This is a genomic window from Pseudomonas endophytica (genome assembly GCF_001411475.1).
GTDB classification, from domain to species: domain Bacteria; phylum Pseudomonadota; class Gammaproteobacteria; order Pseudomonadales; family Pseudomonadaceae; genus Aquipseudomonas; species Aquipseudomonas endophytica.
The window spans coordinates 16,252-41,312 of sequence record NZ_LLWH01000124.1 but is presented as its reverse complement, the minus strand read 5'-3'; the positions used below and the strand labels follow the sequence as shown (position 1 = coordinate 41,312).

At 54.3% G+C, this 25,061-nt stretch carries 20 protein-coding genes; 18 read left to right on the top strand and 2 right to left on the bottom strand.

Annotated features, from left to right (window positions below):
* Positions 1 to 19: 19 nt before the first annotated feature.
* Positions 20 to 2,722 carry a [protein-PII] uridylyltransferase gene (locus tag AQS70_RS09665; protein ID WP_055102583.1) on the bottom strand — a complete coding sequence of 901 codons (2,703 nt, stop codon included), beginning with the start codon at positions 2,720 to 2,722 and terminating at the stop codon, positions 20 to 22.
* Between the two features lie 57 nt (positions 2,723 to 2,779).
* Positions 2,780 to 3,562, bottom strand: coding sequence for a type I methionyl aminopeptidase (gene map, locus AQS70_RS09660; RefSeq protein ID WP_055102582.1), 783 nt, complete (start codon positions 3,560 to 3,562; stop codon positions 2,780 to 2,782).
* 493 nt (positions 3,563 to 4,055) lie between these two features.
* Here map and rpsB point away from each other — a divergent pair, with 493 nt between their 5' ends.
* The 18 genes from rpsB (at position 4,056) to tilS (ending at position 24,851) form a co-directional block, all read left to right on the top strand.
* Entirely contained in the window at positions 4,056 to 4,799 is a 744-nt protein-coding gene (gene rpsB / locus AQS70_RS09655) for a 30S ribosomal protein S2 (protein WP_055102581.1), read from the top strand.
* 205 nt (positions 4,800 to 5,004) lie between these two features.
* Positions 5,005 to 5,874 (top strand): translation elongation factor Ts, encoded by an 870-nt coding sequence (gene tsf / locus AQS70_RS09650; RefSeq protein WP_055102580.1) that lies wholly within the window; start codon positions 5,005 to 5,007, stop codon positions 5,872 to 5,874.
* A 207-nt stretch (positions 5,875 to 6,081) separates the two neighbouring features.
* Positions 6,082 to 6,825 carry a UMP kinase gene (pyrH, locus tag AQS70_RS09645; RefSeq protein WP_048368099.1) on the top strand — a complete coding sequence of 248 codons (744 nt, stop codon included), beginning with the start codon at positions 6,082 to 6,084 and terminating at the stop codon, positions 6,823 to 6,825.
* Positions 6,822 to 7,379 (top strand): ribosome recycling factor, encoded by a 558-nt coding sequence (frr, locus tag AQS70_RS09640; RefSeq protein WP_055102579.1) that lies wholly within the window; start codon positions 6,822 to 6,824, stop codon positions 7,377 to 7,379. Before pyrH ends, frr begins: the two co-directional genes overlap by 4 nt.
* 15 nt (positions 7,380 to 7,394) lie before the next feature.
* Entirely contained in the window at positions 7,395 to 8,150 is a 756-nt protein-coding gene (gene uppS / locus AQS70_RS09635) for a polyprenyl diphosphate synthase (protein WP_055102578.1), read from the top strand.
* Positions 8,150 to 8,956: a phosphatidate cytidylyltransferase gene (locus AQS70_RS09630; RefSeq protein ID WP_055102577.1), complete on the top strand. Its 807-nt coding sequence runs from the start codon at positions 8,150 to 8,152 to the stop codon at positions 8,954 to 8,956. The genes uppS and AQS70_RS09630 overlap by 1 nt, the downstream gene beginning before the upstream one ends.
* The gene (gene ispC, locus AQS70_RS09625) at positions 8,953 to 10,140 is read left to right on the top strand and encodes a 1-deoxy-D-xylulose-5-phosphate reductoisomerase (protein WP_055102576.1); all 1,188 of its coding nucleotides are present in this window, start codon (positions 8,953 to 8,955) and stop codon (positions 10,138 to 10,140) included. The genes AQS70_RS09630 and ispC overlap by 4 nt, the downstream gene beginning before the upstream one ends.
* Before the next feature lie 44 nt (positions 10,141 to 10,184).
* Entirely contained in the window at positions 10,185 to 11,537 is a 1,353-nt protein-coding gene (gene rseP, locus AQS70_RS09620) for a sigma E protease regulator RseP (protein WP_055102575.1), read from the top strand.
* 75 nt (positions 11,538 to 11,612) lie between these two features.
* Positions 11,613 to 13,961, top strand: coding sequence for an outer membrane protein assembly factor BamA (gene bamA / locus AQS70_RS09615; RefSeq protein WP_055102574.1), 2,349 nt, complete (start codon positions 11,613 to 11,615; stop codon positions 13,959 to 13,961).
* A gap of 45 nt (positions 13,962 to 14,006) precedes the next feature.
* Entirely contained in the window at positions 14,007 to 14,510 is a 504-nt protein-coding gene (locus tag AQS70_RS09610) for an OmpH family outer membrane protein (RefSeq protein WP_048368091.1), read from the top strand.
* 2 nt (positions 14,511 to 14,512) lie between these two features.
* Positions 14,513 to 15,568, top strand: coding sequence for a UDP-3-O-(3-hydroxymyristoyl)glucosamine N-acyltransferase (gene lpxD, locus AQS70_RS09605; RefSeq protein WP_055102573.1), 1,056 nt, complete (start codon positions 14,513 to 14,515; stop codon positions 15,566 to 15,568).
* Between the two features lie 109 nt (positions 15,569 to 15,677).
* Entirely contained in the window at positions 15,678 to 16,118 is a 441-nt protein-coding gene (fabZ, locus tag AQS70_RS09600) for a 3-hydroxyacyl-ACP dehydratase FabZ (protein ID WP_019411583.1), read from the top strand.
* On the top strand, positions 16,115 to 16,891 hold the full coding sequence (lpxA, locus tag AQS70_RS09595) for an acyl-ACP--UDP-N-acetylglucosamine O-acyltransferase (RefSeq protein WP_055102572.1): 777 nt from the start codon (positions 16,115 to 16,117) through the stop codon (positions 16,889 to 16,891). Before fabZ ends, lpxA begins: the two co-directional genes overlap by 4 nt.
* Before the next feature lie 2 nt (positions 16,892 to 16,893).
* On the top strand, positions 16,894 to 18,021 hold the full coding sequence (gene lpxB, locus AQS70_RS09590; protein WP_055102571.1) for a lipid-A-disaccharide synthase: 1,128 nt from the start codon (positions 16,894 to 16,896) through the stop codon (positions 18,019 to 18,021).
* Between the two features lie 14 nt (positions 18,022 to 18,035).
* Positions 18,036 to 18,662 (top strand): ribonuclease HII, encoded by a 627-nt coding sequence (rnhB, locus tag AQS70_RS09585; RefSeq protein WP_055102570.1) that lies wholly within the window; start codon positions 18,036 to 18,038, stop codon positions 18,660 to 18,662.
* Positions 18,663 to 18,740: 78 nt separating this feature from the next.
* Positions 18,741 to 22,262 carry a DNA polymerase III subunit alpha gene (dnaE, locus tag AQS70_RS09580; protein ID WP_055102569.1) on the top strand — a complete coding sequence of 1,174 codons (3,522 nt, stop codon included), beginning with the start codon at positions 18,741 to 18,743 and terminating at the stop codon, positions 22,260 to 22,262.
* Between the two features lie 184 nt (positions 22,263 to 22,446).
* A complete protein-coding gene (locus AQS70_RS09575) occupies positions 22,447 to 23,394 on the top strand; it encodes an acetyl-CoA carboxylase carboxyltransferase subunit alpha (protein WP_055102568.1) in 948 nt (315 codons plus the stop codon).
* Positions 23,395 to 23,534: 140 nt separating this feature from the next.
* Positions 23,535 to 24,851, top strand: coding sequence for a tRNA lysidine(34) synthetase TilS (gene tilS / locus AQS70_RS09570; RefSeq protein ID WP_055102567.1), 1,317 nt, complete (start codon positions 23,535 to 23,537; stop codon positions 24,849 to 24,851).
* Positions 24,852 to 25,061: the final 210 nt, after the last annotated feature.

Genomic DNA, 25,061 nt, shown 5'->3' with positions numbered 1-25,061 from the left:
TGCGGATCTCACTCGGCGGCTAGATGCTCAGGCGCCAGGGTTCTGGGGTTGAGTCTTTGTTGACCGTTAGTTGCTCCACGATGGCTTCTTGCAAACGTATGCACAGTTGTGGATCAGACAGGGGCTGATTGTTTTCGTCGGTGATGAAAAAAACGTCTTCGACGCGCTCGCCGAGGGTGGCGATCTTGGCGTTTTGCAACGACAGATCAAACTCCAAAAAAATCATCCCAATGCGTGCTAGCAACCCCGGCCGATCAGGGGCGCTGAGCTCCAGCACGGTGACCGGGCGTTGTGCGTCGTTGTGAATCGTTACCTGCGGCGGGAAAGCAAAATGCTTGAGCTGGCGCGGCACTCGGCGCTGGATGATGTTGGGGTAGTCGTCTGGATTGCGCAGGGCTTCGGTCAGCCCTTTGCGGATCTTTTCGATGCGTTGCGGGTTGTTGCCGATCGAGTCGCCGTCGTTGTCGAGCACGATGTAGGTGTCGAGGGTGAACTGGCTGCTGGAGGTAATAATGCGTGCGTCATGGATGTTGAGGTTGAGCTGGTCCATGGCCGCCACGGTCACGGCGAAGAAGTCGTGCTGGTCGGGGGCATAGATGAAAATCTGAGTGCCGCCCTCGAACTCACGCTGGGTGGTTTCTTTGATTAGTACCAGCGGGCCGCCATCGGCCGGTTGTTGCAAGATGGCTTCGGTGTGCAGGGCCACATCGGCAGATGTGTGGCGTAGGAAGTAGTCGTCACCCAACTGCGACCACAGCTGTTCCACATCGTCTTGATCGTTGCCGTTGCGCACCAGGATGTCTAACGCGGCACGTTGAGTCTGGCGAATCTGTTCTTCGCGATCCACCGGGTTTTCTAAGCCGCGACGCAAAGCGCGCTTGGTTTCGGTGTACAGCTGGCGCAACAGACTGGCACGCCATGAGTTCCATAACGTCGGGTTGGTGGCGTTAATATCGGCCACGGTCAGTACATATAAATAGTCGAGGTGGGTTTCATCGACCACGGTCTGAGCAAAGTCATGGATCACTTGCGGATCGGACAGGTCTTTGCGCTGGGCGGTGGTCGACATCACCAGATGGTTTTGTACCAGCCACACGATCAGCCGCGTATCCCAAGCGGGAAGGTGGTGGCGGATGCAGAACGTTTCTGCGTCCACTGCGCCAATCTCGGAGTGATCGCCGTGACGGCCTTTGCCAATGTCGTGGTACAGCCCTGCTAGATAAATGAGTTCCGGCTTGGGCAGCTTGGCCATCAGCTTGCTGGCCAGCGGGAATTTCTCTGAAACTTGGGTGTACTGCAATTTACGCAGATGCTTGATTAGGTTCAGGGTGTGCGCATCGACGGTATAAATGTGAAACAGGTCGTGCTGCATCTGCCCGACGATAAAGCCGAACTCGGGCAGGTAACGCCCTAGGATGCCGTAGCGGTTCATCCGGCGCAGGTTGCGATGAATACCGATTTTGCATTTGAACAGCTCGATAAACAGGCTGGTATTACGAATGTCGTTGCGAAATTCGTCGTCGATCAGGTATCGGTGCTCACGCAGCAGTCGGATAGTATCAGCGCGCACGCCTTTGATTTCGGGGTGCTGAGCCATTAACAGGAAGATTTCGAGCATGGCAAACGGTGTGCGTTTAAACACATTGTTGCAGGTGGCTTCTATATAGCCGTCATGCAGTTGAAAGCGCGAGTTGATCGGTGTCGGTGGCGCTTCGTCTTCCGGGGCCAGAATCACTTCTTCAAAGTGTTGGATGATGAGGTCGCTGAGCTGAGCAATGCTCATGACTACCCGGTAGTACTGTTGCATGAAGTTTTCAATGATCTGTTTGGTGTCTTCGCCGGTAAAACCGAGTAGTTCGGCAATGCTGCGTTGATGATCAAACAGGAGGCGGTCTTCAGCGCGCCCGGCGAGCATATGTAAGGCGTAGCGCACCTTCCACAGGAACTCTTGGCTGGAAGACAGCAGGCTGTGTTCGCTTTCGACGAGGAACCCTTCACCGGCCAGCGCGCGCAAATTCAAGGTGCCGTACTGGCGACGCGCTACCCACAAAATAGTTTGGATATCGCGTAGGCCGCCGGGTGAGCCTTTGACGTTGGGTTCTAGGTTGTACTCGGTGTCGTTGTACTTGTGGTGCCGAGCTTTTTGCTCGGCACGCTTGGCCAGAAAGAACTCCTTGCTGGGCCACATGTGTTCGGTACTGGTGACCTCCAGCATGCGTTGTCGCAAACGCTCGGGGCCAGCAATGGTACGGCTTTCTATCAGATTGGTAATGACGGTCAGGTCAGCGCGGGCTTGCTCTGCGCATTCCTCAATAGAGCGAACGCTCTGGCCAACTTCAAGGCCAATGTCCCAAAGCAGTGTCAGAAACCGTTCGATTGAATCGCGAAAAATCTCGTGATCAGCGTTGTCGAGCAGGATTAACAAGTCGATGTCGGAGTAGGGGTGCAGTTCGCCCCGCCCGTAACCGCCCACCGCGACCAAGGCAATATCGGCCTGGTCGCTCCAGCTGAACTGGTCCCATGCTTGTTGCAGGATGTTATCGACGAACCAAGCGCGGTCTTCGATCAGGCGGCGAATATCGCGGCCTTTACGAAAGCGTTCGTCGAGTACCTCTCTTGCCTGGCGGAGCGCCTTTTTGAAAGCGGCAATCGGACTTGCCTTTAAAGCCAGTTCGGCCTGGAACTGGCCGCGGTCAAAAAGTTCGGGATCCACCTGCGGCATCGTTTGGCATTCCTGTTGTCGGGTTTGTTTCTAGTGAGTCGCTAGAAGAAGCAACTATCAGGCCGAAACGCGCGGGATGGTGTCATCGCTGCGCAGGGTGAAGATCTCATAGCCGGTGTCAGTCACTAGCAGGGTGTGTTCCCATTGGGCTGACAGCTTGCGATCCTTGGTGATAGCCGTCCAACCATCGCCCAGCACTTTCGTGTCGGCCTTACCTTGGTTGATCATCGGTTCGATGGTGAAGGTCATACCGGCCTTGAGCTCCATGCCGGTGCCTGCGCGCCCGTAGTGCAAGATTTGTGGCTCTTCGTGGAACACCTTGCCAATACCGTGACCGCAGAACTCGCGAACCACAGAGAAACCGTTTTTTTCGGCGTGCTTCTGAATCACCTCGCCGATATCGCCTAGGCGGCAGCCAGGTTTAACCAGTTCGATGGCTTTGTACATGCATTCCTGAGTCACTTGCGACAGGCGTTCAGCCCAGACCGGAACTTTGCCGACGTGGAACATGCGGCTGGTATCGCCGTGATAGCCGTCTTTAATTACGGTGATGTCAATGTTGAGGGTGTCACCCTCTTTCAGTGCCTTGTCACCTGGAATACCGTGGCAAACCACGTGGTTGATCGAGGTACAGATCGACTTGGGGAAACCTTTGTAATTGAGTGGTGCAGGAATGGCCTGTTGCACATTGACGATGTAGTCATGGCAAATACGGTCCAATTCTTCAGTAGTGATGCCAGGTTTAACGTGCTCGGCGATCATTTCCAGTACGTCGGCGGCCAGTTTGCCGGCGACACGCATTTTTGCGATGTCCTCGGGCGTTTTGAGGGTGACGGTCATACAGGCTCTCTTCGCGCGTTAGCGCTCATCATCAGGATTGCAGGTGTGTGACGAGACATTTCAGCTACACACCGTCATAAAGCTTTTACTTTTGATCTTCCCGCCCCTTCGGCAGGCCTGAGCGAGGATCACCAGAGCGCAACGTAACCCGTAAAAGCCGTTGCGCAGTTAATGGATATGTACGCCGACCCACCGGCAAACTAAAAAATCGCGAGTAAGCTCGCTCAGGGTGTTGATATATAGCGTGAGTGTTGGGTTTGAACCTCGGGGTAGGGCGCAAACCCTTGTGCTACAGCGACTTAGCAATAAAACTTGAATTCGCGCTTCGTTTTTAAAGCACCTTGTGGTATAAAATGCGCCGCTTTGCGGGTATAGCCCGCAGAGCACAAACCCACACACGTATCGACACGATGACCTGGGTGCCTTCAGCTTGAAGCTGCTGGTTGGTCGTTGGGATACGTGGAGGCCTAACCCGACTTATTAAGGAACTACCATGTCCCAAGTCAACATGCGCGATATGCTGAAGGCCGGTGTGCACTTCGGTCACCAAACCCGTTACTGGAATCCAAAGATGGGTAAATACATCTTTGGCGCGCGTAACAAGATCCACATCATCAACCTTGAAAAAACCCTGCCAATGTTCAACGAAGCTCTGACTTTCGTAGAGCGTCTGGCCCAGGGCAAAAACAAGATTCTGTTCGTCGGCACCAAGCGTTCCGCTGGCAAGATCGTTGCTGAAGAAGCAGCACGTTGCGGTTCGCCGTACGTGGATCACCGCTGGTTGGGCGGCATGCTCACCAACTTCAAAACCATCCGTGCTTCCATCAAGCGTCTGCGTGATCTTGAAATCCAAGCAGAAGACGGTACTTTCGCTAAGCTGACCAAGAAAGAGGCGCTGATGCGCACTCGCGATCTGGAAAAGCTGGATCGTAGCCTGGGTGGTATCAAAGACATGGGCGGTCTGCCAGACGCTCTGTTCGTTATCGACGTTGACCACGAGCGCATCGCGATCACCGAAGCTAACAAGTTGGGCATCCCGGTAATCGGCGTTGTCGACACCAACAGCAGCCCAGAAGGCGTTGACTACATCATCCCAGGCAACGATGACGCAATCCGCGCTATCCAGCTGTACATGGGTGCGATGGCTGATGCTGTTATCCGTGGTCGCAACCACGTTGCTGGCGGCACCGACGTTTTCGTCGAAGAAGCTCCAGCTGCAGCGGTAGTTGAAGGCTGAGTAACTAACGCCTAGCGTTTACTCAGTGCGCAAAAAGGGGGCTTGGCCCCCTTTTTGCCACCTCGAAATCCATTTGTTGGACATGCTCCCGTCATTGCTGTATCAGATTGCGGCTGACAGGGAGTATCGAGGCAGGCTTCATACGAATTGAACGCCCGTTCGGTCGGGTGGAATGGTTGAAAACCTATCCAAGAGGATTTTTGAAATGGCAGAGATTACTGCAGCGTTGGTTAAAGAACTGCGTGAGCGTACTGGCGAAGGCATGATGGATTGCAAGAAAGCCTTGACCAAGGCTGGCGGCGACATCGAAAAAGCCATTGACGATATGCGTGCTTCGGGCGCTATCAAGGCTGCCAAAAAAGCAGGTAACGTTGCTGCTGAAGGCGCTATCGCGGTTAAAGTTGCTGACGATAACAAGTCTGCCGTTATCCTTGAAGTTAACTCGCAAACCGACTTCCTGGCTCTGCAAGACGACTTCAAAAACTTCGTTGCTGCCAGCATTGATAAAGCGTTCGCAGAGAAGCTGACCGACGCAGCTCCGCTGATCGCTGCTCAAGAGCCAGCGCGTGAAGCACTGGTTGCTAAAGTAGGCGAGAACGTGAACATTCGCCGTCTGGTGCGTGTTGAAGGTGACGTTGTAGACGCTTACCTACACGGCAACAAAATCGGTGTTGTGGTTGCTCTGAAAGGCGGTAACGCTGAGCTGGCCAAAGACATCGCTATGCACGTAGCTGCAAGCAACCCTGAATTCCTGCTGCCAAGCGAAGTTTCTGCTGAAGCAATCGAACGCGAAAAAGCCGTGTTCCTGAGCCTCAACGAAGAGAAAATCAAAGGCAAGCCAGAAAACATCGTTGAAAACATGGTTAAAGGCCGTATCAGCAAGTTCCTGGCTGAAGCTAGCTTGGTTGAGCAAGCGTTCGTTAAAAACCCTGAAATCAAGGTTGGCGAACTGGCCAAGAAAGCCGGCGCTGAAATCGTTTCCTTCACTTACTTCAAAGTAGGTGAAGGCATCGAGAAGCCAGTCGACAACTTCGCTGAAGAAGTTGCTGCTCAACTGGCTGCAGCTAAGCAATAAGACGGTTTTACACTGTCGACCCGAAGAGGCTGCCCGCTCACGCGCGCAGCCTCTTTTCAAATGGGAGAGGGTTTTCCCTTTTCTTGCGGAACCGATTGATAAAGTCGTGTTCCGATGGTGCTGCTGTGCAGCGCCACGCTAGAGTAAGCGCGGGCTGAACGTAGCTTCGCACAGATTTTTTCAAAAACGCGGCAGGAGAGATTCGTAATGGCTCAGCAGGGCGCTGGTTATCAAACTCGCTATAAACGCATCCTACTCAAGCTAAGCGGCGAAGCCCTGATGGGCTCTGAAGAGTTCGGGATCGACCCCAAGGTACTCGACCGTATGGCGCTGGAAGTGGGCCAATTGGTCGGCATCGGCGTTCAAGTAGGTTTGGTGATTGGTGGTGGCAACCTGTTCCGTGGTGCTGCGCTAAGTGCGGCCGGTATGGATCGTGTTACTGGCGACCACATGGGCATGTTGGCAACTGTAATGAACGCCTTGGCCATGCGCGACGCGCTGGAACGTGCGAATATCTCTGCCATCGTCATGTCGGCTATTTCAATGGTTGGCGTGACTGATCACTATGATCGTCGCAAGGCTATGCGTCACTTGAACGCTAAAGATGTGGTGATTTTCGCTGCGGGTACCGGCAATCCTTTCTTCACAACGGATTCGGCTGCTTGCTTACGTGCTATTGAAATCGACGCTGATGTAGTGCTCAAAGCAACTAAGGTTGACGGTGTATACACCGCAGATCCATTTAAAGACCCGCATGCAGAGAAGTTCGATCATCTGACTTACGATGAAGTACTGGATCGCAAACTGGGGGTTATGGACCTTACGGCTATCTGTCTGTGCCGTGACCATAAAATGCCATTGCGTGTGTTTAATATGAACAAGCCCGGCGCCCTGCTAAATATTGTCCACGGCGGCGCTGAAGGAACTCTGATCGAGGAAGTTCAACAATGATCAACGAAATCAAAAAAGACGCTCAAACGCGCATGCAAAAGTCGCTGGAATCATTGGCTCATGCATTTGGCCAGATCCGCACAGGTAAAGCGCACCCAAGCATTCTGGGCAGCGTAATGGTGCCTTACTACGGCGCAGACACCCCACTGAGCGGCGTAGCCAACGTCACCGTCAAAGATTCCCGTACCCTGCAGGTTGTGGCCTTTGAGCGCAACATGTTGGCGGCTGTTGATAAGGCTATTCAAAGCGCAGGTCTGAACCTTAACCCGACGAACTTGGGTGAACTGCTGCTGATCTCCATGCCAGCCTTGACTGAAGAAACCCGTAAAGGTTTCACCAAGCAAGCGCGTAGCGCCGCTGAAGATGCTCGTGTTGCCGTTCGCAACATTCGTCGCGATGCGTTGAGCGAGCTGAAAAAGCTGGTTAAAGATAAAGAAATCAGCGAAGACGAAGAGCGTCGTGCCGCCGCTGATATTCAGAAGCTGACCGATAAGGCCGAAGCAGATATTGATACGGCTACCAAGGCTAAAGAAGCGGACCTGATGGCCGTATAAGGGTCTGGGCGTTTTATGGAAAAGACCAAGCAGACAGAGCCTTCATCGGTGCCGCGACACGTTGCGATCATCATGGATGGTAATAATCGCTGGGCGAAAAAACGCTTTCTGCCCGGTGTTGCCGGGCATAAAGCGGGAGTGGATGCTGTTCGCGCAGTGATTGAGGTGTGCGTCGAGGCTAACGTCGAGGTGCTCACGTTATTCGCGTTTTCCAGTGAAAACTGGCAACGCCCTGCAGCTGAAGTCAGTGCCTTGATGGAGTTGTTCTTCAAGGCGCTTCGGCGTGAGGCCAAACGCCTTAACGAAAACAACATCAGCTTGCGGATCATCGGTGATCGCTCACGTTTCCATCCTGATCTGCAGGCGGCGATGCGTGAGGCAGAGCTGATGACGGCAGGCGCTGATCGCTTTGTGTTGCAAATCGCCGCTAATTACGGCGGCCAGTGGGACATAGCACAGGCTGCGCAGCAATTAGCGCGTGAAGTGCAAGCTGGGCATTTGCAGCCTGAAGAGATCACCCCGGGCTTGCTGCAAAGTTGCTTGGTGACAGGTGATCTTCCGTTGCCTGATCTGTGTATTCGGACGGGTGGCGAACATCGCATCAGCAATTTCTTGCTATGGCAGTTGGCGTACGCCGAGCTGTACTTCTCCGACCTGTTCTGGCCGGACTTCAAACACGAGGCCATGCGTAATGCATTGGCTGATTTCGCTTCTCGCCAGCGTCGCTTCGGTAAAACAAGCGAGCAGGTTGAGGCTGGAGCCCGGGTTTAATGCTTAAACAACGCATCATCACTGCACTTATATTGCTACCCATCGCTCTATGCGGCTTTTTCCTGCTCCAAGGTTTTGGCTTTGCGCTGTTTATCGGCCTGGTCGTCACCCTAGGTGCTTGGGAGTGGGCGCGTCTGGCAGGTTTTGAAGCTCAGCCTGCACGGGTGGCTTATGCAGTATTAGTCGCTCTGCTGCTGTTTGGGTTGTATGTCTTCCCTGATATCGCGCCTTGGGTACTAGGAGCTGCGGTCTTATGGTGGGGGGTAGCCACCTGGTTGGTACTGAGCTTCCCAGAATCAGCTGAGCGCTGGTCGGCCACATCGACCAAGTTGGTTATAGGGCTGTTGATTTTGCTGCCCGCTTGGCAAGGTTTGGTGCTGATCAAGGCGATGCCGTTGGGCAACTGGCTGATCATGGCGGTTATGGTGCTGGTGTGGGGCGCAGATATTGGTGCTTACTTTTCCGGTCGCAAGTTCGGTAAGCGCAAGCTGGCACCTAAAGTCAGTCCGGGCAAAAGCTGGGAAGGGGTTTATGGTGGCTTGCTGCTGAGTTTGATCATCACGGCTGTTGTCGGCCTGGTGCGTGGCTGGAGTGTTTCCGAGATTGTTGCTGCACTGTTCGGCGCGGCGATGATTGTGCTTGTTTCCGTGGTCGGCGATCTCACCGAAAGCATGTTTAAGCGTCAATCGGGTATCAAAGACAGCAGTAACTTGTTGCCAGGGCATGGCGGCGTTCTGGATCGCATCGACAGTTTGACTGCGGCGGTCCCGTTGTTTGCGGTACTGCTATGGATCGCCGGATCATGAATCGACCTCAACAGATTACGGTGCTGGGGGCTACAGGTTCGATTGGTCTGAGCACGCTTGATGTGATTGCGCGCCATCCCGATCGCTATCAGGTTTTCGGTGTCAGTGGGTATAGCCGTCTCGCTGAGTTATTTGCCATCTGTGTTGAGCATAGGCCGCGAGTGGCTGTGGTGCCGGACGAGCGTTCGGCCAGCCAATTGCAGGCAGATCTACATTCGGCAGGGCTCGCCACAGAAGTCTGGGTGGGTGAGCAAGGCTTGTGTCAGATGGCGTCTGCGCCAGAAGTTGACGCAGTCATGGCTGCAATCGTCGGCGCTGCGGGCTTACGTCCTACGTTGGCGGCGGTCAACGCAGGTAAGAAAATCCTCTTGGCCAACAAAGAAGCGCTGGTTATGACGGGCGACCTGTTTATGCAGGCTGTGCGTCGCAGTGGTTCGGTGTTGTTACCTATCGACAGTGAGCACAACGCAATTTTCCAATGTTTGCCGTCTGACTATGCCCGTGGTTTGGGTGCAGTCGGCGTACGCCGGATCTTGCTCACTGCGTCGGGCGGGCCCTTCCGAGAAACCCCCTTGGCGCATTTGCAGGATGTAACGCCAGATCAAGCATGTGCTCATCCCAATTGGTCGATGGGGCGTAAAATATCTGTCGACTCAGCGAGCATGATGAACAAAGGCTTAGAGCTGATCGAGGCGTGCTGGCTGTTCGATGCAAAGCCTAATCAGGTTGAGGTGGTGATCCATCCGCAAAGTGTGATCCATTCGCTGGTCGACTATGTGGATGGTTCTGTGTTGGCGCAGCTCGGCAACCCTGACATGCGGACGCCTATCGCCAATGCATTGGCATGGCCTGAGCGGATTGACTCGGGCGTTGCGCCTTTGGACTTATTTGCCGTTGCACGACTGGACTTTGAGCGTCCTGACGAGCAGCGATTCCCTTGTTTGCGCCTGTGTCGAGAGGCGGCTGAGGCGGGGAACAGTGCGCCCGCGATGCTCAATGCGGCGAATGAGGTGGCGGTGGCGGCGTTCCTTGAGGGGCGAATCCGCTATCCGCAAATCGCTCAGCTTATAGAAGATGTGTTAAGTAATGAGCCTGTGGTTGCAGTCGACGAGCTGGATGCTGTATTTGCAGCAGATACCCAAGCGCGACTGCGGGCTGAGCAGTGGTTGAGCCGTAATAACTGACAAATGGTACATGTCGGAGCCGGACAGAATTGCGGAGAAAGTAGATGAGTGCGCTCTATATGATTGTTGGCACCCTGGTCGCATTAGGGGTGTTGGTCACATTTCATGAATTCGGTCACTTTTGGGTGGCGCGCCGTTGTGGCGTCAAGGTTCTGCGCTTTTCTGTGGGCTTCGGTACGCCTTTACTTCGCTGGCATGACCGCCAAGGCACTGAGTTTGTAGTCGCTGCTATTCCCTTGGGCGGCTACGTGAAAATGCTTGATGAGCGAGAGGGCGACGTTCCGCTTGATCAGCTTGATCAGTCTTTCAATCGCAAAACAGTAGGGCAGCGCATAGCCATTGTGGCGGCTGGGCCTATTGCCAACTTCATGCTGGCCATTGTGTTTTTCTGGGTGCTGGCAATGATGGGCAGCCAGCAGGTGCGCCCTGTCATCGGCGCTGTCGAGAGTGGCAGTCTGGCGGCGAAAGCGGGTCTGGTGGCAGGCCAAGAAATTGTTTCCATTGATGGCCAGAATACCGTGGGCTGGTCGAACGTGAACCTGCAACTGGTTCGTCGCTTGGGTGAAAGCGGCTCGATCCAGGTAGCGGTGCGCGGGCCAGACTCCGATGTCGAAACGTCCCATCAGCTTGTTTTGCATGACTGGCTTAAAGGTGCCGATGAGCCAGACCCTATTAGATCGTTAGGTATTCGGCCTTGGCGCCCAGAATTGCCGGCCGTGCTGGCAGAGTTGGACCCGAAGGGGCCAGCCCAGGCTGCCGGTCTTAAGACAGGCGACAAATTGCTGTCTATGAACGATCAGCCGGTTAACGATTGGCAGCAAGTTGTGGATTGGGTTCGTCTGCGGCCCGCTGCCCGAATTGATTTGCGCATTGAGCGTGATGGCGCTCAGTTAGATGTACCGGTTGTGTTGGCGGCTCGCGGTGAAGGTGAAGCGGCTACCGGCTATCTGGGGGCTGGGGTTAAAGGTGTCGATTGGCCACCTGCGATGATCCGCGAGGTCAGCTATGGCCCGCTTGCGGCAATCGGTGAGGGGGTTAAGCGTACGTGGACCATGAGTGTGCTGACCCTCGACTCACTCAAGAAAATGTTGTTCGGCGAGCTCTCGGTAAAAAACTTGAGTGGACCGATAACCATTGCTAAAGTGGCGGGCGCTTCTGCCCAGTCGGGTGTTGCTGATTTCTTGAACTTCTTGGCTTATCTGAGTATTAGCCTTGGGGTTCTGAACTTGTTGCCCATTCCAGTATTGGATGGTGGGCACTTGTTGTTTTATCTGATTGAGTGGGTGCGTGGTCGCCCCTTGTCGGATCGGGTACAGGGTTGGGGGATGCAGATCGGTATCAGCTTGGTGGTTGGAGTGATGTTGCTTGCTCTGGTCAACGATTTGGGACGACTGTAAACACTTCGCTGAATTGCGAATCTGCCGCATTTTGCGGCAGTTTGTTTATTGCCAGTTGGAATAAGAAAGGACTTCATGAAACGTCTGCTGCTAACTGCGGTTCTCGCCGTACTGATGATCGCCGAAGTTCACGCCGAGTCCTTCACTATCTCTGATATCCGTGTCAACGGGCTCCAGCGGGTTTCTGCTGGCAGCGTGTTTGGCGCGTTACCGCTGAACGTGGGTGAGGTAGCGGATGACCGCCGTTTGGTGGAATCCACTCGTGCGTTGTTCAAAACCGGTTTCTTTCAGGATATCCAACTGGGTCGTGATGGCAATGTGCTCGTCATTACGGTTGTCGAACGTCCTTCCGTCTCTAGCATCACCATTGACGGTAACAAGGCGATTTCTACTGATGACCTGATGAAAGGCCTGAAGCAATCAGGTCTGGCTGAAGGTGAAATCTTCCAGCGTGCGACCCTTGAAGGTGTTCGTAACGAGCTGCAACGCCAGTACGTTGCCCAAGGCCGCTACTCGGCGACGGTAGACACCGAAGTGGTGCCTGAGCCGCGCAACCGCGTTGCCTTGAAGGTCAATATCAATGAAGGCACCGTTGCTTCTATCCAGCACATCAATGTGGTGGGTAACACGGTATTCCCAGAATCGGATCTGATTGATCTGTTCGAGCTGAAAACCACTAACTGGTTGTCGTTCTTTAAGAACGATGACAAGTATGCGCGTGAAAAGCTGTCGGGTGACTTGGAGCGTCTGCGTTCCTACTACCTCGATCGCGGCTATATCAACATGGATATTGCCTCGACCCAGGTTTCGATCACTCCGGACAAAAAGAACGTCTACATCACGGTCAACGTGAATGAAGGCGAAAAATACAATGTCGGCGAAGTGAAACTGAGCGGTGACCTTAAGGTGCCGGAAGATCAGATCAAATCGCTGTTGCTGGTTCAGCCGGGTCAAGTCTTCTCCCGCAAGCTGATGACCACGACCTCCGAACTGATTACCCGTCGCTTGGGTAACGAAGGCTACACCTTCGCCAACGTGAACGGTGTACCTCAACCTGATCCTGAAAATCACACAGTAGCCATCACCTTCGTCGTCGATCCGGGCAAGCGTGCTTACGTGAACCGTATCAACTACCGCGGCAACACTAAATCTGAAGATGAAGTGCTGCGTCGTGAAATGCGTCAGATGGAAGGCGGTTGGGCGTCGACGTACCTGATTGACCAGTCCAAGGTTCGCCTTGAGCGTTTAGGCTTCTTTAAAGAAGTGAACGTTGAAACCCCGGCAGTGCCAGGCACTGACGATATGGTTGATGTGAACTATGCAGTAGAAGAGCAAGCATCGGGTTCGATCACCGCCAGCGTCGGTTTTGCTCAGAGCGCAGGTTTGATCCTCGGTGGCTCGATTACTCAAAACAACTTCCTGGGTACGGGTAACCGAGTCAGCATTGGCCTGACGCGTAGCGAATACCAAAGCCGTTATAACTTCAGCTATGTTGACCCGTACTGGACGCCAGATGGCGTGAGCTTGGGTTACAACGTTTTCTACCGTACGACTGACTATAAAGAACTGGACGTTGACGTAGCCAACTACTCGGTGGACAGCCTCGGTGCTGGCATCACCATGGGCTATCCGATCAGCGATACCTCGCGTCTGACCTACGGTCTGACCGTTCAGCAGGATGAAATCAGCACGGGTCGCTACACTGTTGACGAGATCTTCGACTTCGTTAACCGTGAAGGTGACAAGTACCTCAACTTCAAGGCTTCGGTGGGTTGGTCTGAATCAACTCTGAACAAAGGTGTACTGCCAACGCGTGGTACCTCGCAGAGCTTGGTACTGGAATCCACGATTCCTGGCAGTGATCTACAGTTCTACAAGTTGGACTACCGTGCGCAAATGTTCCAGCCGTTGACTGACACTTACACCATGCGTCTGCACACAGAACTGGGCTATGGTGATGGATACGGCTCAACTGAAGGTTTGCCGTTCTACGAGAACTACTACGCGGGTGGTTTCAACTCGGTACGTGGCTTTAAAGACAGTGCTCTGGGCCCACGCAGCACCCCAAGTTCTGGACGCAACCCAGGTACCATTGCCGACCCTGATCAAGACCCGCTACCGTTTGGTGGTAACGTTCTGATCCAAGGTGGTGTGGAAGTTCTGTTCCCGATGCCGTTCGTGAAAGACCAGCGTTCCCTGCGCACCTCCGTATTCTGGGATGTGGGTAACGTGTTTGACACCAACTGCAAAGGTGATACCAAAGATTGCGATATCAGCTTTAGTAACATGGCCAGTTCTGTCGGTGTTGGTGTGACTTGGGTGACTGCGCTTGGCCCGCTGAGCTTCAGCTTGGCTATGCCGATCAAGAAACCGGATGACGCAGACACTCAGGTGTTCCAATTCTCCCTCGGCCAGACTTTCTAAAAGCCTGACTTTAGATACAGACAACGGATTTTTTAGGAGTGCATCGTGCGTAAGTTGACTCAATTGGTTCTCCTGGCTTCACTTTTGGCAGCAGGCCCAGCATTTGCAGACATGAAAATTGCAGTGCTGAACTATCAGATGGCCTTGCTTGAATCCGACGCTGCCAAGCGTTATGCCGTGGATGCCGAGAAGAAATTCGGCCCACAACTGACCAAACTGAAAAACCTAGAGAGCAGCGCTAAGGGTATTCAGGACCGTCTGGTCAGTGGTGGCGACAAAATGCAGCAAGGCGAGCGTGAGCGTCTGGAGCTTGAATTCAAGCAAAAGGCCCGTGACTTCCAGTTCCAGTCCAAAGAACTGAACGAAGCCAAAGCTGTTGCTGACCGTGAAATGCTGAAACAGCTGAAGCCAAAACTGGACAGCGCTGTTGAAGAAGTCATCAAGAAGGGCGCCTTTGACCTGGTGTTCGAGCGTGGTGCTGTGATTGATGTGAAACCTCAGTACGACATCACTCGCCAAGTCATTGAGCGCATGAATCAGCTGAAGTAACTATGACCGCGACTATTAAACTCGGCCAATTGGCCGAGTTCCTCGGAGCCACCTTGTGTGGTTCTGCAGAGAAAGAAATAACTGGGCTGGCCACTTTGCAAGAGGCCGGCCCATCTCAGTTGAGCTTTCTGGCTAATCCTCAGTACCGTAAATACCTCGTTGACTGCCACGCTGGGGCTGTATTGCTCAAAGCGGCTGATGCGCAGGAGTACGCTGGGGATTCGTTGGTGGTGCCCGACCCTTATCTGGCCTATGCCCGGATCTCCCATTTATTCGATTCCAAACCTAAAGCCTCTGCCGGGATTCACCCTTCGGCGGTCATTGCTGAAGATGCGTTGATTGACCCGACGGCCAGCATTGGTGCATTTGCTGTGGTTGAGAGCGGTGCGCAAATCGCCGCCGGAGTCACAGTGGGTGCTCATTGCTTTATCGGTGCTCGTTGCTCGATCGGCGAAGGCGGCTGGTTAGCCCCTCGTGTCACTCTGTATCACGATGTACACATCGGTAAGCGTGTCGTGATTCAGTCGGGTGCTGTGATCGGCGGTGAGGGTTTTGGTTTCGCCAACGAAAAGGGTGTCTGGCAGAAAATTGCCCAAGTCGGCGGTGTCACCATTGGTGATGATGTCGAAATTGGCGTCAATACTGCTATTGATCGCGGCGCCTTGGCCGATACGCTGATTGGTAATGGCGTGAAGCTTGATAACCAGATCCAAATCGCTCACAACGTTCAAGTGGGTGACCATACTGCGATGGCTGCCTGTGTGGGCATTTCCGGTAGCACTAAAATCGGTAAGCACTGCATGCTGGCAGGCGGTGTTGGTTTGGTAGGTCACATTGAAATTTGCGACAACGTGTTCTTGACTGGCATGACGATGGTGACTCATTCGATCACCGAGCCAGGAGCCTATTCTTCCGGCACTGCAATGCAACCGGCTGCCCAGTGGCGCAAAAGTGCGGCACGTATTCGTCAGTTGGATGACATCGCTAGACGGCTTAAACATCTGGAAAAGCAGGTTGGGGAAGTGACCTCAAGCGCTAAAGCTTCTTCAGAAGGCTAATACATTTTCCATATCAAGAGTGCATAGCCACTGGTTTGCTTCCTTGATTTGCTAGAGGAGCGCGCCTTAGTCGCGCGCGCCCAATCTTTATTACAGGCTTCCCCACCAAATGATGGACATCAACGAGATTCGCGAATATCTGCCCCACCGTTACCCGTTCCTGTTGGTGGACCGAGTGGTAGATCTGGATGTCGAGAACAAACGCATTCGTGCCTACAAGAATGTCAGCATTAACGAGCCTTTTTTCAACGGTCACTTCCCGGCGCACCCGATCATGCCCGGCGTATTGATCATTGAAGCCATGGCTCAGGCAGCTGGTATTTTGGGGTTCAAAATGCTGGATGTTAAACCGGCAGACGGCACCCTCTATTATTTCGTAGGCTCTGACAAACTGCGTTTCCGCCAGCCAGTGCTGCCGGGTGATCAGTTGATCCTCGAAGCCAAGTTTCTGAGTTGCAAACGTTCTATTTGGAAGTTCGAGTGCCAAGCATCGGTTGACGGCAAGCCAGTCTGCTCGGCCGAAATCATCTGTGCGGAACGCAAACTATGAGTTTGATTGACCCTCGCGCAATCATCGATCCGACGGCCGTTTTGGCCGACGACGTCGAGGTCGGCCCTTGGTCGATCATCGGCGCAGGTGTGGAAATCGGCGAGGGGACTGTGATTGGGCCGCATGTAATTCTTAAAGGCCCAACCAGGATAGGTAAACACAATCGCATCTACCAGTTTGCTTCGGTAGGCGAAGACACGCCTGATCTTAAGTACAAGGGCGAAGAGACGCGCCTAGTGATTGGTGACCATAACGTTATTCGTGAAGGCGTGACCATTCACCGCGGCACCGTCCAAGACCGAGCCGAAACCACGCTGGGTGATCATAATTTGATCATGGCCTATGCCCACATTGGGCATGACAGCGTCATTGGCAACCATTGCATTTTGGTTAATAACGCCGCTTTGGCAGGCCATGTGCACATGGGTGATTGGGCGATCTTGTCCGGTTTCACGCTGGTTCATCAGTTCTGCCATATCGGTGCGCACAGCTTTTCGGGCATGGGCACTGCTATTGGCAAAGATGTCCCGGCGTTTGTGACGGTGTTCGGCAGCCCGGCCGAGGCGCGCAGCATGAACTTTGAGGGCATGCGCCGCCGTGGTTTCAGTGACGAGGCTATCCAGGCCCTGCGTCGCGCTTACAAAGTGGTCTATCGACAAAGCCTTACTGTCGATCAGGCGCTTGCTGAACTGGTCGAGCCTGCTGTGCAATTCCCGGAAGTTGCCATGTTCGTTGAGTCCATTCGCTCCTCCACCCGCGGCATTACGCGCTAATCATGGCTAGATTGCGTGTTGCGCTGGTGGCAGGTGAAGCTTCTGGTGACATTCTCGGTTCAGGGCTAATGCGTGCGCTCAAGGCTCGTCACTCGGACATCGAATTTATAGGCGTGGGCGGTCCATTGATGGAAGCTGAGGGCATGACCTCCTACTTCCCGATGGAACGTCTGTCAGTGATGGGCCTGGTTGAGGTATTGGGTCGCTTGCGAGAGTTGCTCAAGCGTCGCAAAGCGCTTGTTCAGACGCTGATTGCCGAAAAGCCCGATGTATTTATTGGCATCGACGCGCCTGACTTTACTCTCAATATCGAGCTGCAATTGCGCCGCGCCGGGATCAAAACGGTGCATTACGTCAGTCCGTCCGTTTGGGCGTGGCGCCAGAAGCGGGTACTCAAAATTCGCGAAGGCTGCGATTTGATGCTCGCGTTGTTTCCGTTTGAAGCCAAATTCTATGAAGAGAAAGGCGTGCCGGTACGCTTTGTCGGCCACCCTTTGGCAGATGCAATCCCGCTTGAAGCTGACCGTGCAGCAGCACGCACCGAGATGGGTTTGCCAGATGGCCCGCTGGTTGCGTTGATGCCAGGCAGCCGTGGCGGTGAAGTCGGTAAGTTGGGCGGATTATTTCTGGACGCGGCACAGAAAATTCATCAAGCACGTCCTGACGTGCGTTTTGTATTGCCCTGTGCCAACAACGCACGTCGTATCCAGCTTGAACACCTGCTGGTAGGCCGTGACTTGCCCTTGACGTTGCTCGACGGGCAGTCGCATGTGGCGCTGGCGGGTTGCGATGCGGTATTGATCGCGTCCGGTACAGCCACCCTAGAAGCGCTGCTGTATAAGCGCCCGATGGTGGTTGCGTACCGCTTGTCGTCGCTGACGTTCTGGATACTCAAGCGTATGGTTAAAAGTCCGTACGTGTCATTGCCCAACCTGTTGGCTCAACGGCTTTTGGTGCCTGAGTTGTTGCAGGATGCGGCCACCCCGGATGCGCTGGCCAAAACACTGTTGCCTTTACTAGACGGTGGTGAAGAGCAGACGCAAGGCTTCGATGAGATCCATCGCACATTGCGTCTCGATGCCTCCAATCAGGCCGCAGACGCGGTACTGGGTCTGATCGCAAAATCTTAATGAGAACGGTGAATATGCAAATCGGATTGGACTTCAACCTAGTCAATCAGGTCGAAGACCTTGTTGCCGGCGTTGACGAGGTTGGCCGTGGCCCATTGTGCGGCGCGGTGGTTACCGCAGCGGTCATTCTTGACCCGATGCGCCCCATTACTGGGCTCAACGACTCGAAAAAGCTCACCGAAGCGCGTCGTGAAAAACTGTTCGATGAGATCTGTGAAAAAGCCTTGAGCTGGTGCATTGCGCGGGCTGAAGTCGAAGAAATCGACGAACTGAATATCCTGCATGCCACCATGCTGGCCATGCAGCGTGCGGTGGAGGGGCTGAGCATTACCCCTAAGTTGGCGATGATCGACGGTAACCGTTGCCCCAAGTTGGCCATGCCCGCTGAGGCGGTGGTCAAAGGCGATAGTAAGGTGCCTGCCATTGCCGCCGCTTCGATCTTGGCCAAAGTCAGCCGTGACCGTGAGATGGCAGCCTTTGAATTGCAATATCCGGGATACGGCATTGGCGGTCACAAGGGTTATCCGACCTCGGTCCATCTGCAAGCCCTTGAGCGTTTGGGGCCGACGCCTATTCACAGGCGTTCGTTTGGTCCGGTGCGTCGTGCCTATGAAGCTCAAGAAGCCCTTGCCAAGGTATAGTCGCCAGGCTGATGTTTTTGCCAAGGCCCGGTACAATCCGGGCCTTGTTGTTTTCCAAAGCTGAGAGACAGGATCACCATGCCGGCTTCATTCGTTCATCTACGCCTGCACACTGAATACTCCCTGGTCGATGGCCTGGTGCGGATCAAACCGCTGATCAAAACCTTGGCGAGCATGAATATGCCTGCCGTCGCGGTCACCGATCAGAACAACATGTGTTCCCTCGTTAAATTTTATAAAACGGCCATGGGCGGTGGCATCAAGCCCATTTGTGGGGCTGACCTGTGGCTGTCCAATAAAGATCCAGATAGCCCGTTGAGCCGTATCAGCCTATTGGCGATGAATGCCGTGGGTTACCGCAATCTGACTGAGCTGATCTCCCGAGGTTTTATCGACGGCCAGCGCAATGGTCAGGTGATTATCGAGCGCGAGTGGGTGGCTGAGGCCGCTGAAGGCTTGATCATGCTTTCAGCGGCCAAAGAGGGTGAAATCGGCCTTGCACTGCTCAGCGGTAACGCCGAAGAGGCGAAAGCCCTTGCGCTTGAATGGATGGCGGTGTTTACAGAGCGTTTCTATCTAGAAGTTCAGCGTACTCATCGTCCCAACGATGAGGAGCACCTGCATGCGGCCGTTGCGTTGGCCGATGCGATCGGCGCACCGTTGGTCGCCACCAACGATGTGCGCTTCATCAAGCAAGAGGATTTCGAGGCTCACGAAACTCGTGTTTGTATTGGTGAAGGTCGCGCGCTTGATGACCCGCGTCGTTCCAAGAACTACAGCGATCAGCAGTACCTGAAAAGCGCCGAAGAAATGGCCGAACTGTTCAGTGACCTGCCTGAAGCGCTGGCGAACTCGGTTGAAATCGCCAAGCGCTGCAATATTGATGTGAAGCTGGGTACTCACTTTCTGCCCAACTTCCCGATTCCCGATGGCATGACCATTGATGAGTATTTCCGCAAAGTCTCGTTTGAGGGGCTAGAAGAGCGCTTGTCTGTTCTGCTGCCTAAAGACACCACCGACGATTACGACGCTAAGCGTCAGGTGTATGTCGACCGGCTGAATTTCGAACTGGATATCATCATCCAGATGGGGTTCCCCGGTTACTTCCTGATCGTGATGGACTTTATTCAGTGGGCTAAAAGCAACGGCGTGCCGGTAGGGCCGGGCCGGGGGTCGGGCGCCGGGTCGCTGGTGGCTTATGTGCAGAAGATCACTGACCTGGATCCGCTGGAATACGACCTGCTGTTCGAGCGTTTCCTGAACCCCGAACGGGTTTCGATGCCCGACTTTGACGTCGACTTCTGCATGGATGGTCGCGACCGAGTCATTGAGTATGTGGCAGAAAAATACGGCCGCAATGCCGTTAGCCAGATCATCACCTTCGGTTCGATGGCTGCAAAGGCGGTTATCCGCGACGTGGCTCGGGTTCAAGGTAAGTCTTACGGCTTGGCGGACCGTCTGTCGAAGATGATCCCGTTTGAAGTCGGGATGACCCTCGAAAAAGCCTATGAGCAGGAAGAAGTGCTGCGCGACTTCATCAAAGTGGATGAAGAGGCCGCAGAAATTTGGGAAATGGCGCGCAAGCTTGAGGGCGTGGTGCGTAACGTCGGTAAGCACGCCGGTGGTGTGGTTATCGCACCGACCAAGCTGACTGACTTCTCGCCTATTTATTGTGATGAAGAGGGTGATGGTCTGGTCACCCAGTTCGACAAGGATGATGTTGAGTCAGCGGGTTTGGTGAAGTTCGACTTCCTCGGCCTACGGACCCTGACGGTCATCGACTGGGCGCTGAAAACCATCAACCGTGACCGCGCTAAGCTCAATGAGCCGCCGCTGGACATTGCCTTTATCCCGCTCGATGACAAGCCAACGTACCAGTTACTGCAAAAGGCTGAGACCACTGCGGTGTTCCAGCTTGAGTCGCGAGGTATGAAAGAGCTGATCAAAAAGCTCAAGCCCGACTGCCTCGAAGATTTGATCGCACTGGTCGCCCTGTTTCGTCCGGGCCCGCTGCAATCAGGCATGGTTGATGACTTTATCAACCGTAAGCATGGTCGCGCCGAACTGGCGTATCCGCACTCGGACTACCAATACGAGGGGCTAAAGCCCGTCTTGGCGCCGACCTACGGTATCATTTTGTATCAAGAACAGGTGATGCAGATTGCTCAGGTGATGGCCGGGTATACCCTCGGCGGCGCCGACATGTTGCGTCGTGCCATGGGTAAGAAAAAACCCGAAGAAATGGCCAAGCAGCGCGGTGGTTTCATCGAAGGTTGCGGTCAGAACAATATTGATGCGGACCTTGCCGGTAATATTTTCGACCTGGTAGAGAAATTTGCCGGTTACGGCTTTAACAAATCTCACTCCGCAGCCTACGGCTTGGTGTCCTACCAGACCGCATGGCTGAAAACGCACTACCCGGCGCCGTTCATGGCGGCGGTACTGTCAGCGGATATGCACAACACCGACAAGGTTGTGACCTTGATCGAAGAAATTCGCACCATGAAGCTGCGTCTCGACGCGCCGGATGTGAATGCCTCGGAATTCAAGTTCACGGTTAACGATGAAGGCCGCATTATTTATGGGCTGGGTGCAATTAAAGGGGTGGGCGAGGGGCCGGTAGAGGCGATAACTGAAGCGCGCAAAGAAGGCCCGTTTGCTGATCTGTTCGATTTCTGTGCGCGTGTTGATCTTAAACGCATTAATAAACGCACCTTAGACGGCCTGATCCGCAGTGGCGCGCTGGACCGTCTGGGGCCTTATTTCTATGACGAGCCAAAAGCCTACCAAGCCCATATCGACCAAAACCGTGCGGTGTTGCTGGCCGCTATGGAAGAGGCGATCAAAGCGGCTGAGCAAACAGCGCGAACCCACGATAGCGGGCATGCTGATTTGTTTGGCGGCTTGTTTGTCGAAGAAGACGCAGATGTTTACGCGAACCACCGTAAGGCGAAAGAGCTGACACTCAAAGAGCGTCTCAAGGGTGAGAAAGACACGCTTGGTCTGTATTTAACCGGCCATCCGATTGACGAGTACGAAGGTGAGATTCGCCGTTTCGCCCGTCAACGCATTATTGATCTGAAGCCAGCGCGAGACACCCAGACTGTCGCGGGTATGATCATTGCGCTGCGGGTGATGAAAAATAAAAAAGGCGACAAGATGGGCTTTATCACGCTGGACGACCGTTCCGGGCGCATTGAAGCTTCATTGTTTGCTGAAGCCTTCCATTCGGCGCAATCGTTGTTGCAGACTGATGCAATGGTGGTGGTTGAGGGGGAGGTCAGTAATGACGACTTTTCCGGCGGCCTGCGTCTGCGGGTTAAACGGGTGATGAGCATGGAAGAAGCCCGCACCAGCTTGGCCGAAAGCTTACGTCTGAAAGTGACGCAAGCGGCACTCAAAGGTGATCAATTACGCTTTTTAGGCGAATTGTTCAAGAAACATCGTGGGGCGTGCCCGATCACCATGGACTACACCGGCGCTGATGCCAAGGCGTTGTTGCAGTTTGGTGAAACCTGGCGGATTGATCCGGCAGACAGCTTGATTCAAGCGTTGCGTGACCAGTTTGGGCGAGACAACGTCTTCCTCCAATACCGTTGACGGTCAGGGAGCGATTCGCGCGCCCTGATCTCGACCTGAATTTTTAATCTCGACCTGAGAGCGCCTGTCCCTTAAGGTAGGCGCGATACAGACAACCGGCTGCCCCAGTCGGGTTGGACTCACCAGCAATTGCTGGGTTTCAAGCCCGCTGGCATGCTTTGCCGCCGACCGAAGACGGATGCTTATGAACCCGAATTTTCTTGATTTCGAACAGCCGATTGCTGACCTGCAAGCCAAAATCGAAGAGTTGCGCTTGGTCGGTAATGACAATTCGCTGAACATCGGCGATGAAATCTCTCGCCTGCAAGACAAAAGCAAAACGCTGACTGAAGATATTTTCGGCAAGCTGACCAGCTGGCAAATTGCTCGTCTGGCCCGCCATCCGCGCCGCCCTTACACCCTTGACTACATTGATCACATCTTCACTGAGTTCGATGAGTTGCACGGTGACCGCCACTTCTCAGATGACGCCGCCATCGTGGGTGGCATCGCCCGCCTGGATGACCAGCCAGTTATGATAATCGGCCATCAAAAAGGCCGTGAAGTGCGTGAGAAAGTGCGCCGTAACTTCGGTATGCCACGTCCAGAAGGCTACCGTAAGGCTTGCCGTTTGATGGAGATGGCTGAGCGTTTCAAAATGCCGATCCTGACCTTCATCGACACGCCGGGTGCCTATCCGGGTATCGACGCCGAAGAGCGCAACCAGAGTGAAGCGATCGCCTGGAACTTGCGCGTGATGGCGCGCCTGAAAACGCCGATCATCTCCACTGTGATTGGTGAAGGCGGCTCGGGTGGTGCATTGGCGATTGGCGTCTGTGACCAACTGAACATGCTTCAGTACTCGACTTACGCGGTGATTTCGCCTGAAGGTTGCGCCTCGATCCTGTGGAAAACCGCTGAAAGAGCGCCGGACGCAGCCGAAGCCATGGGCATTACCGCCGAGCGCCTGAAAGGTCTGGGTATTGTTGACAAAGTAATCACCGAGCCATTGGGCGGCGCGCACCGTGATCCGGCAGCGGCTTCTGCGACGATTCGTGGTGAGCTTGCCTCGCAATTGGACGTGCTGAAAAAGCTCGACACCGAAACCCTGCTCAAGCGTCGCTATGACCGCCTGATGAGCTACGGTCTCTGATTAAAGGTGTACAGGTAAGCTCGTAGGAGCTGCCGAGGCACGAAGGCTGCGATCTTTTAAAGATCAAAAGATCGCAGCCAGCGGCAGCTTCTACGAAAAGCCGGTCGCGCAGCTTTTGACCTTTTCGGCAGGATTGTTTGATGCCCAACCTTTCAATCCAACTGCTTCACGCTTTAAAACCTTGGCGCAACGCGAAGGCTTGGCACGTCGCACTTTCCGGCGGGCTTGATTCAACGGTCCTGCTGCACCTTCTCGTACAACTGCGTCATACCCATTCTCTGCCTGCGCTGACGGCTGTCCATGTTCATCATGGCTTGCAAGTGGCTGCAGATGCGTGGCCAGCCCAGTGTCAGGCACTGTGTGATTCGCTAGCGGTGCCGTTGCAGGTGTTTCACGTACAAGTGCGCAGTGGTGCAAGCCTTGAACGTGCGGCGCGAGAGGCGCGGTATCAGGTGTTCGAAGCGGTCACGCAGGCGCACGAAGTGTTGTTAACCGGTCAGCATCGTGACGATCAGGCGGAAACGTTGCTGTTTCGCCTAATGCGTGGGGCCGGGGTGAACGGATTGGCGGCTATGCCGCTTGAGCGTGCGCTGGGGCAGGGGTACTTGGCGCGTCCGTTGCTGGATGTGTCTCGTGCGCAGCTTGAAGCATATGCGCGAGCGCAGGGCCTGACGTGGGTCGAAGACCCTTCCAATTCGCAGACCGACTTCTCGCGTAACTACTTACGCCATGAAGTCTTGCCGAGGCTAACCAAGCGCTGGCCACAAGCAACTGCCAGCTTGGCGCGCACTGCTGCGCATTGTGCAGAAGCTCAACGTTTGCTCGAAGAATTGGCGCAACAGGACCTTGGCGCAGCGCGTTCAGGTTCCGAGTTTGCTTGGCTTGGCCTGCCGTCTTTAGCGCTCGCGCCCATAGTTGGGCTTACTGAAATCCGCCAGCGCAATGCACTGCGCCATTGGCTGGCAGGTTTCACTCGGCTGCCCGATACCGATCATTGGGCAGGCTGGGATGCGCTGCGCGATGCGCGTGGTGATGCGCACCCCGTCTGGGCGTTGGAGGCTGGTGAATTGCATCGTGCTGGCGGTCGCCTCTGGTGGTTGGCCGCAGATTGGCTTCGCCAACCGCTTGCACCCTCATTGTGGGAGCAACCCGCTTCGCCTTTAACCTTGCCGGGTAATGGCCACGTGCGTGTGATAGGCGAGATTCCCAACGGCCCTTTGCGCGTGAGCTATCGTCAAGGAGGCGAAGTGATGAAAGTCGCTGAGCGCGGGCATCGTGATCTCAAGCGCTTACTTAACGAACACGGTGTGCCAGCTTTTGTTCGTGGCAGATTGCCGCTGCTGTACCGTGACGAGCAGTTATTAGCAGTGGCAAACCTCGATGGATTGGCTTGCGGCCCTTGTGGGCGTTGGCAATTGCAGTGGTTACCAACTTCGAGCGATCAAGGTTTGAGCTGAAAGGGGCTTTCCGGTAGACTACGCTCCCTTCTTGATACAACTTCTGTAGATTCACCAGAATTGCAGATGTTGCCGATTACCAAGCAGTCTTTGCTGGGCGATTTTTAAAAAATGTGTGGCTTGTATCGAACCGTTGGTTTCCATCGGTCTGTTTCAACGCAGCAGTTTTTCGAAAGATGCACTGTGACTAATGCTGGTGATTGGGGGCTT